Source organism: Paenibacillus turicensis, assembly GCF_017873435.1.
Classification (GTDB): domain Bacteria; phylum Bacillota; class Bacilli; order Paenibacillales; family Paenibacillaceae; genus Fontibacillus; species Fontibacillus turicensis.
This window is the reverse complement of sequence record NZ_JAGGKG010000015.1, coordinates 122,483-131,173: the sequence shown is the minus strand read 5'-3', so window position 1 is coordinate 131,173 and position 8,691 is coordinate 122,483. Positions and strand designations below refer to the sequence as shown.

General features: G+C 39.1%; 5 protein-coding genes, 11 tRNA genes and 1 rRNA gene. All 17 read left to right on the top strand.

Annotation, left to right across the window (positions count from 1 at the left end; translation table 11 throughout):
• Positions 1-94, top strand: a 5S ribosomal RNA gene (gene rrf, locus J2Z32_RS15455); the annotation flags it as partial.
• Positions 95-135: 41 nt separating this feature from the next.
• Positions 136-211: transfer RNA gene (locus J2Z32_RS15450), tRNA-Asn, on the top strand.
• 4 nt (positions 212-215) lie between these two features.
• Positions 216-291: transfer RNA gene (locus J2Z32_RS15445), tRNA-Thr, on the top strand.
• Positions 292-313: 22 nt separating this feature from the next.
• A tRNA-Glu gene (locus J2Z32_RS15440) sits at positions 314-385 on the top strand.
• 8 nt (positions 386-393) lie between these two features.
• A tRNA-Val gene (locus J2Z32_RS15435) sits at positions 394-469 on the top strand.
• A gap of 11 nt (positions 470-480) precedes the next feature.
• Positions 481-555: transfer RNA gene (locus J2Z32_RS15430), tRNA-Gln, on the top strand.
• Positions 556-566: 11 nt separating this feature from the next.
• Positions 567-639: transfer RNA gene (locus J2Z32_RS15425), tRNA-Lys, on the top strand.
• A gap of 13 nt (positions 640-652) precedes the next feature.
• Positions 653-736 (top strand) — tRNA-Leu (locus J2Z32_RS15420).
• A 7-nt stretch (positions 737-743) separates the two neighbouring features.
• Positions 744-818: transfer RNA gene (locus J2Z32_RS15415), tRNA-Gly, on the top strand.
• Positions 819-829: 11 nt separating this feature from the next.
• Positions 830-906: transfer RNA gene (locus tag J2Z32_RS15410), tRNA-Arg, on the top strand.
• 33 nt (positions 907-939) lie between these two features.
• Positions 940-1,016, top strand: a tRNA-Pro gene (locus tag J2Z32_RS15405).
• A gap of 9 nt (positions 1,017-1,025) precedes the next feature.
• Positions 1,026-1,096: transfer RNA gene (locus J2Z32_RS15400), tRNA-Gly, on the top strand.
• Between the two features lie 639 nt (positions 1,097-1,735).
• Positions 1,736-4,531 (top strand): phosphoenolpyruvate carboxylase, encoded by a 2,796-nt coding sequence (gene ppc / locus J2Z32_RS15395; protein ID WP_210090070.1) that lies wholly within the window; start codon positions 1,736-1,738, stop codon positions 4,529-4,531.
• A 293-nt stretch (positions 4,532-4,824) separates the two neighbouring features.
• Entirely contained in the window at positions 4,825-5,397 is a 573-nt protein-coding gene (sigW, locus tag J2Z32_RS15390; RefSeq protein WP_210090069.1) for an RNA polymerase sigma factor SigW, read from the top strand.
• Between the two features lie 143 nt (positions 5,398-5,540).
• A complete protein-coding gene (locus J2Z32_RS15385) occupies positions 5,541-6,161 on the top strand; it encodes a zf-HC2 domain-containing protein (protein WP_210090082.1) in 621 nt (206 codons plus the stop codon).
• Between the two features lie 313 nt (positions 6,162-6,474).
• Complete coding sequence (gene cdaA / locus J2Z32_RS15380; RefSeq protein WP_210090068.1) at positions 6,475-7,305, top strand: diadenylate cyclase CdaA; 831 nt, start codon at positions 6,475-6,477, stop codon at positions 7,303-7,305.
• Positions 7,298-8,656, top strand: coding sequence for a CdaR family protein (locus J2Z32_RS15375; RefSeq protein WP_210090067.1), 1,359 nt, complete (start codon positions 7,298-7,300; stop codon positions 8,654-8,656). The genes cdaA and J2Z32_RS15375 overlap by 8 nt, the downstream gene beginning before the upstream one ends.
• Positions 8,657-8,691: the final 35 nt, after the last annotated feature.

Below are 8,691 nucleotides of genomic sequence, written 5' to 3'. Positions count from 1 at the left end.
TCCACACGTACCCATCCCGAACACGACCGTTAAGCCCTCCAGCGCCGATGGTACTTGGACCGAAGGGTCCTGGGAGAGTAGGACGCCGCCAAGCAGACAAGCCATGAGGTTCTAAACCAATCTCATGGAATCTATTCCCTGATAGCTCAGTTGGTAGAGCACTCGACTGTTAATCGAGTTGTCACAGGTTCGAGTCCTGTTCGGGGAGCCATTATGCTCTCATAGCTCAGTAGGTAGAGTGCATCCATGGTAAGGATGAGGTCACCGGTTCGATCCCGGTTGAGAGCTCCATGAAGGCATGTATACTTATTAAGGCCCGTTGGTCAAGCGGTTAAGACACCTCCCTTTCACGGAGGTAACAGGGGTTCGATTCCCCTACGGGTCATACATAATGGAGGCTTAGCTCAGCTGGGAGAGCATCTGCCTTACAAGCAGAGGGTCGGGGGTTCGAGCCCCTCAGCCTCCACCATATTTTATTAATGGGGATTAGCCAAGCGGTAAGGCAACGGACTTTGACTCCGTCACCCATAGGTTCGAATCCTATATCCCCAGCCATTATTTTTTGAGAGCCATTAGCTCAGTTGGTAGAGCACCTGACTTTTAATCAGGGTGTCGAAGGTTCGAGTCCTTCATGGCTCACTTTTATGAATGTGCGCGTGTGGCGGAATGGCAGACGCACCAGACTTAGGATCTGGCGTTTAACGACGTGGGGGTTCAAGTCCCTTCACGCGCACCATAAATTTGCGGACGTGGCTCAGCGGTAGAGCATCGCCTTGCCAAGGCGAGGGTCGCGGGTTCGATTCCCGTCGTCCGCTCCATAATTTAAAATGCGCCCTTAGCTCAGCTGGATAGAGCGTTTGACTACGAATCAAAAGGTCGGGAGTTCGAATCTCTCAGGGCGCGCCATTTAAACAAATATAAATATTAGCATTTTATTTTCGGGATGTAGCTCAGCTTGGTAGAGCACCTGGTTTGGGACCAGGGGGTCGCATGTTCAAATCGTGTCATCCCGACCATCATAAAATGCGGGTGTAGTTCAATGGTAGAACTTCAGCCTTCCAAGCTGATAGCGTGGGTTCGATTCCCATCACCCGCTTAAAAGTAACAGTGACATCATCAGTTTAGATGATGTCTTTTGTTATAATTTATTTTTGTACCTATTGATTTTATTGCTTTACAGTAGCAGTATGATGAATTAATCTATAATTATATAGTTTTTATGATCATAATTTTTAAACTACATTGGAATTATTTAATACCTTGATTTTAGCCTGTAGTTTTAAGTAAAGTTATGTATAACTATATAATTTTTTTAATTGCTGCTGATAAGTAATCTTAAAAAGCGGTATTATAAAGTGATAGATTGTTTTTATATGGCACATAAATTCAATTTTCAACTATTTATATTTATACGTGTTAGAGTATATAAAATAATAACTCTTTTTTAAAATATAGAACTTTAGTGGTTTTATATTATAAGTCACTTATATTTATAAATTGTTATGCAATCTTTATGCATGATTATCGTTTGGTTAGTTTGATAGCAATGGTGATCTATGTATGCAGTCATATAGAATGTTTCTATTATGATGTATGTATGAAGATTTTTTGATGTAGATGTTTGTTTGTCTATAATTCAGTATTTATTATGTAGGCATTAGGGGTAAGGTATACCTAATAAGAGTTATTATTTCATGTTACAAGAATGTGTGATTTGATGAAATGGGGGAAAAGTATGACCGAATTAACAGTATCAGCAGGAAAAAACCATTCAAACAATCTGCTTCGACGCGACATTCGTTTTTTGGGCAATATATTGGGAGAGGTCCTTGTGCACCAAGGCGGAAATGAACTCTTAGATATTGTCGAGAAGATTCGTGAGACTAGCAAGTCGTTGCGGGCTGTGTTTTTGCCAGAGCTATTTGAGGATTTCAAATCCATGATTGCTTCGCTTGAACCAGAAATAAGACACCAAGTTATTCGTGCATTTGCGATTTACTTCCAACTCGTTAACATTGCTGAGCAAAATCACCGCATTCGTCGTAAACGTGATTATGAGAGATCCGCTGGGGAAAGTATTCAGCTTGGAACGATTGAAGCCGCTGTTAAGGACTTAAAGGAAAAAGGCTTCAACTTTGCTGAAGCAGAAGAAATGTTGTCTGCGATGTCATTGGAGCTTGTGATGACGGCTCACCCTACAGAAGCAATGCGTCGTGCAATTTTAGACATTCACAAACGTATTGCTGATGATGTGATGCAGTTAGATGATCCAACTTTAACTTTCCGCGAACGTGAGCAGTTACGTGGTAAATTACTAAATGAAGTTATTACTTTATGGCAAACCGATGAGCTTAGAGATCGCAAGCCAACGGTTATCGATGAAGTAAAGAATGGAATGTACTATTTCCATGAAACCTTTTTTGATGTATTGCCAGAAGTGTACCAAGAGCTTGAACGTTGCTTGAAAAAATATTACCCTGAACATTTATGGCATGTGCCTACTTACTTACGCTTTGGATCTTGGATTGGTGGAGACCGCGATGGAAACCCTTCTGTTACCTCAGATGTAACCTGGAATGCGCTTAAAATTCAACGTAAGCTTGCTATACGTGAGTATCAGAAGATATTAAGTGAGTTGTTTAAATATTTAAGCTTTAATACAAGTATTATTGATGTTACGGATGAACTACTTGCGTCTATTCAAAAGGATCGCTTCCAGATTAAATTAAATAAAACTCAAGCATGGAATAACGACAATGAGCCTTACCGGATTAAGCTGACATACATGACTGAGAAACTTCATAATGTATTAGACGAAAGTAAGCGTGGTACATCTGAGCGTTATGACAATCCTGAAGGTTTAATTCATGATTTGAAAATTATTGACCGTAGCTTACGTCATCATTATGCAGACTATGTAGCGGATACTCACATTAAAAAAATGATCCGTCAAGTTGAGCTATTTGGCTTCCATACTGCGACGCTAGATATTAGACAACACAGTAAAGAGCATGAAAATGCGATGACAGAAATATTGGCTTCTATGAATATTGTTGCGGATTATGCTGCACTTGAGGAAGAGGATAAGATTGTCCTATTGGAGAAGTTGTTGAACGATCCACGACCATTAACTTCACCATATCAAGAGTACAGTGATAGCACCAGAGAGTGCCTTGAGGTCTATCGTACAGTATTTAAAGCACAAGAGGAATTTGGTCAGCAATGTATTACTAGTTATTTGATAAGTATGGCTGAGGCTGCAAGTGATATTTTAGAAGTTATGGTGTTCTCAAAAGAAGTTGGTTTATTCCGTAAAGAACTCGATGGTACAGTCACTTCTACCTTGCAATCTGTGCCATTGTTTGAAACAATCGATGACCTTCATGCTGCACCAGCAATTATGAATCGTCTATTTACAATGCCAATTTATCGTGAATCTGTATCAGCGATGAATGATTTGCAAGAAATTATGTTAGGTTATTCAGATAGTAATAAAGATGGCGGTGTGGTTACTGCAAACTGGGAGCTACGTGTAGCACTAAAACAGCTGACCGCAACAGCGAAGCAATTTGGAATTAAGCTTAAGTTTTTCCATGGTCGTGGTGGTGCGCTAGGCCGTGGTGGTATGCCACTGAACCGTAGTATTCTTGTACAGCCACCTCAAACGATTGGCGGCGGTGTTAAAATTACGGAGCAAGGTGAGGTTATCTCGTCAAGATATTCCTTGAAGGGAATTGCATATCGAAGTTTAGAGCAAGCAACCTCAGCGTTAATCACAGCAGCGATCCAAGCGAAGCTGAATACGGAGTATGATGAGAAGGAGCAGCAATGGGAAGAAATCATTGCACAAATCTCTGAGACGTCTTTGACCAAATATCAAGATTTGGTATTCCGTGATCCAGGTTTCCTTAAATTCTTTAAGGAATCTACACCGCTTAGCGAGGTAGGGGAGCTTAATATTGGTTCTCGTCCTTCTAAACGTAAAAATAGTGATCGCTTTGAAGATCTTCGTGCTATCCCTTGGGTGTTTGCATGGACGCAAAGTAGATACCTTTTCCCTGCATGGTATGCTGCTGGAACAGGGTTATATCAATTTTACCAAAATAAAGAAGAGAACCTTAAAGTACTTCAAGATATGTACGCTAACTTCTCATTCTTCAAATCATTAATAGATACACTTCAATTCGCGGTGGTGAAGGCGGACTTAATCATTGCTGAGGAATATTCTAAAATGTGTGAGGATAGCGAAGTAAGAAATCGTATCTTCAAGCAAATTGAAGAAGAGTTTTATTTAACAAGAGATATGATCTTGAAAATTACAGGCATTACTGAAATTTTGGATAATGCACCTGCACTTCAAGAATCCATTCGTCAGCGTAATCCTTATGTAGATCCACTAAGCTATCTTCAAGTTCAACTTATTGCAGAATTACGTGCAATTCGTGAGGCAAATCAGGACGATCCTGTACTACTAAGAGAAGTATTGCTTACGATTAACGGAATTGCTGCAGGACTTCGGAACACAGGTTGATATTTTTAATAAGCTTAGCTGATAAATCTGTTAAACTGATAAGTCAGTTAAGTCTAAAAAGCAAATAATTAACTGATGGGTAAAAATCAGTTCATGGCGGACCCTGAAAATGGGTCCGTTTTTTATGAACATCCACCGTTTTTCCTAGACTTAAGTCTATTGCAAATTAAATGGACATGATTTAACATTTGAATTGCTGAGTCTTGGCGCTAGGTATAATTTGAGCCCTGGCAAGTGAGATAAGAAGCAGGGTGACGAATGAGGCCCGTCCATCGATATGGGGGAAAAATTCAATGGTAGAGTATTTTGATACGAGGTTAGTTAAGCTAGCACGTAAAGGTGACCAGGTTGCTTTTGCTGAGCTAGTTGATTTATACAAGGATCGATTATTCCATTTAGCGTACAGAATGTTATCGAATCGACATGAGGCTGAGGATATCGTTCAGGAGACGTTTTTACGTGTATATAAAAATTGGCATCGCTATGATGAAAAACAGAAATTTTCAACATGGATTTATCGTATAGCGACTAATTTGTGTATTGATCGCTTGCGTAAGCGTAAGCCCAGTTATTATTTAGATGCAGAGATGAATGATCAGGATGGCTTAGACGGATATACTTTAATTCCTGGAGATGAACGTACGCCAGAAACTGAGTATCTTTTGTCTGAGACACAACAAATTATCCATCAGGCCATTGAAGGTTTACCTGCTAAATATAAATCTGTGATTGTTTTACGTTATTTGCAGGAGTTATCGCTACAGGAGATCGGCGAAGTGTTAGATATGCCTGTCACAACAGTAAAAACAAGAGTACATCGTGGCCGTGAATTTTTAAGGAAAAAGCTAGAGCATAAGATGATATAACTGTGGACACAGGTATGTCATAATTTTTTGTGAAACGAATTATTTTTTATTGCGTATTTAAAGTATATAATTAAGCATTATGTGTAAGACGTGCCGGACCTTTAAACGTCCCATGTAAGTATTTGATGAAGGGAATGGCTGATATGGACTGCAAGCAAGCATCCTTGTTCATGCATGATTATTTGGATGATGAATTGCCTCTCGAACAGGCAAAGCTGCTTAAACAACATTTGCAGGAATGTCCATCGTGTCAATTGAAGTTTAAGGAATTGGAACGGACTGAAATGATGTTATTTGCATCAATTCATCAGCACTCTTTTGTCGCTTCTGATGATCTTGTGGGTAAAATTTTAAATAAAATCCCGAATCAAGAACGTCCTAAGCAAGAGTGGCTGAAATGGTTCCAACGTCATCCTGCCTTAACTGCAATCGCAATGTTTGTCATTGTTACTTTTGTTGGTATATTTTCATTGTGGGATCGAGATGATCAATTAGTTGTTAAAGGAAACAATCTTGATCAGCTTATTATCCAAGGGAATACAGTGATTGTACCTGAAAATATTAAAATTGCTGGTAATTTGACGATAGAAAATGGGAAAGCTGAGATCTATGGAGAGGTGGAAGGGGACGTAACGGTCATTGATGGTTCCTATTTTACTGCCTCTACAGCTAAAATATCAGGCCACATTCAAAGTATAGATCAAGCTTTGGATTGGATCTGGTACAGGATCACGAATACATTTTCTGAAGTCGCCTACAGGTAATCCTCTACTTTAAATCATGGCGCCTACCCTTTTATAAGGATAGGTGCTTTTTTTTGAACAAAATGAATAAAATGATACAATATTATCTCTGGATGTCTGATATTATAGAAGAGAATCGCTTTGAACAATAAGTTATACTCTCAAAGTCATTTTTTACATAATATAACGAAAAGTGCTAAGATGGTCGCTGGATGCTTGCATCTGACTTGTTAACGTTATAACCTATAGATTAAAGGGAATAGATAAAGAGGCAGGTCCAAATAATTATAGAACCATTATTATTGGCTTAGCAGCACTAATTGGGGGTTGCACCATGAGTTATTTTTCAAATCTAACATGGCAAGATGCGATTAAGGATATTATTGATATTTTAATCGTAACGTATATTATATATCACTTGATCATTTTGGTTCGTGGAACGAGAGCGGTACAGCTCCTAAAGGGGATCATATTCCTACTGTTAATTTGGAGTATCAGTACGTTATTTGATTTGTATACGTTGAAGTGGCTCATGAATCAGATGTTTACGTTTGGGGTTTTGGCAATCTTTATTATTTTCCAGCCAGAGCTGCGGCGTGCGTTGGAACAATTAGGTCGAGGTAAGTTGTTTGGACGGAATACCGCAGATGAGGAGCAGTTTGGTAAGGAAATTGGGGAAATTATTAAGGCCGTTAATTATTTAGCACGTAGAAAGATTGGGGCTTTAATTGTTTTTGAACGTCAAACAGGTTTGAATGAATATACTGAATCGGGAATTCCAACGCAATCCGTGATTAGCTCTCAGTTGCTTATTAATATATTTATTCCAAATACACCTCTTCATGATGGAGCAGTGATTATACAGGATCATAAATTGGCTGCGGCAGCGTGTTATTTACCTTTGTCTGAAAATCCGTTTATTAGTAAGGAGCTAGGAACAAGGCATAGAGCTGCTATCGGCATAAGCGAAGTTACAGATGCGATTTCAATCGTTGTATCCGAGGAAACAGGTCAGATTTCTTTAGCAATGGATGGACAAGTTGTTCGTAACATTAATGAGGAATCATTAATTTCCAAGCTGTATGAGGAGCTAGGACCTAACTCTGGTGACAATGATAAAATCAAGCCTTTCTGGAAAAAGAGAGGGGCGGGGAAAATTGGATAAATGGCTAAACAACAATAACATATCTAAAATTATTGCCCTAATAATAAGTATTAGTTTATGGGGGATGGTACATATGGATAGTGGTACAACTACAATTACTCCATCGATACCATCTTCTAATAATGGAAGCAAATTTATTGATAATGTGCAGGTGCAGGTTGTTGGCTTTGATGAGGATAAATATGTATTATATGGACTTGAACCTGAAAAGGTTCGCATTGAGGTTAGAGGGAAACGTACTAATATTACTACTAATTTTTCAGCTTACAAGGTCAAATTGGATTTATCACATGCTAAAAGTGGCACAATGATGATGCCTTTAACACACGAACTTCCATCTGGAGTTGAATTTGTTTCTATGGAACCTTCGATGGTCAAGGTGACGATTGAAGAGAAAAAGACACAAGAAATAGAGGCAAATGTCATTACGAAGGGGAAAATTAGTGAAGGTTTTCAGATTGGCATGCCTGTTATAAAAGATGGTGGTAAGGTTAATGTGACATTGCCTGAGAGCAGATTGGAGCAATTAGGGAAGGTTCAAGGTATATTTGATGTAACTGGAATGACAGAGCCTGTAAAGGGGAAATCTGTAAGGCTGGTGGCCTATGATAAAGATGGTAATGAGATGACAGATGCTGAACTATCACCAGCTACCCTTGATGTAGATATTCCGATTACAAATTTATATAAAAGTATCCCTTTATCCATTAGACATACTGGGAAGCTTCCAAGCGGATATGTATTAGCAGATATGACCTCTGATGTGGAAGGCGTTGCTGTCTATGGACCTAAGGACGTTTTAGATAAGCTGAATTCTTATTCAGTCACGATAGATTTAGATCAGTTCCAAAGTGGAACAACAAAACAGTATTTTGTCAACTTGACGCCGCCCGACGGTTCTGAGAAAATCGAGCCTAGCTCTGTAAATGTCACCATTAAGGTTGAGCCTGTGGATCAGAAGGTGATTCAAGATATTCCGATTACCTTTCTCAATCAAAATAATGCATTAACTCCAAAGATGATATCTCCTACAACAGAAAAGATTTCCCTAACGTTGCAAGGAGCTAAACACTTATTAGATCGAGTTAGTGCGAAGGATATCAAAGTTAATGTAAACTTGAATGGTCTAGGAGCCGGCAAACATGTAGTGCCTATTGAAGTAGTCTTACCTAACTTTGTGGAACTATCGGAGGCGGACAACGGCAAAAAGATTGAGGTGGAGTTAGAATCAGAGCAAGACACACCTACAACAACGACACCAAATGATGGTCAAAATTCTGGGGGTAATCAAACAGACAAATCTCCAGACAATACTGGAGAAAATAATCAAAGCGGTCAAAATGCAGGTTAATGAACAGCGTAGAATGAAGCTTAAATCACTGAAGG

Bases quoted from the DNA above. Each gene is read 5' to 3' on its own strand.
- ppc (WP_210090070.1), top strand. From the start codon at position 1,736: ATGACCGAATTAACAGTATCAGCAGGAAAAAACCATTCAAACAATCTG.
- sigW (WP_210090069.1), top strand. From the start codon at position 4,825: ATGGTAGAGTATTTTGATACGAGGTTAGTTAAGCTAGCACGTAAAGGT.
- J2Z32_RS15385 (WP_210090082.1), top strand. From the start codon at position 5,541: ATGGACTGCAAGCAAGCATCCTTGTTCATGCATGATTATTTGGATGAT.
- cdaA (WP_210090068.1), top strand. From the start codon at position 6,475: ATGAGTTATTTTTCAAATCTAACATGGCAAGATGCGATTAAGGATATT.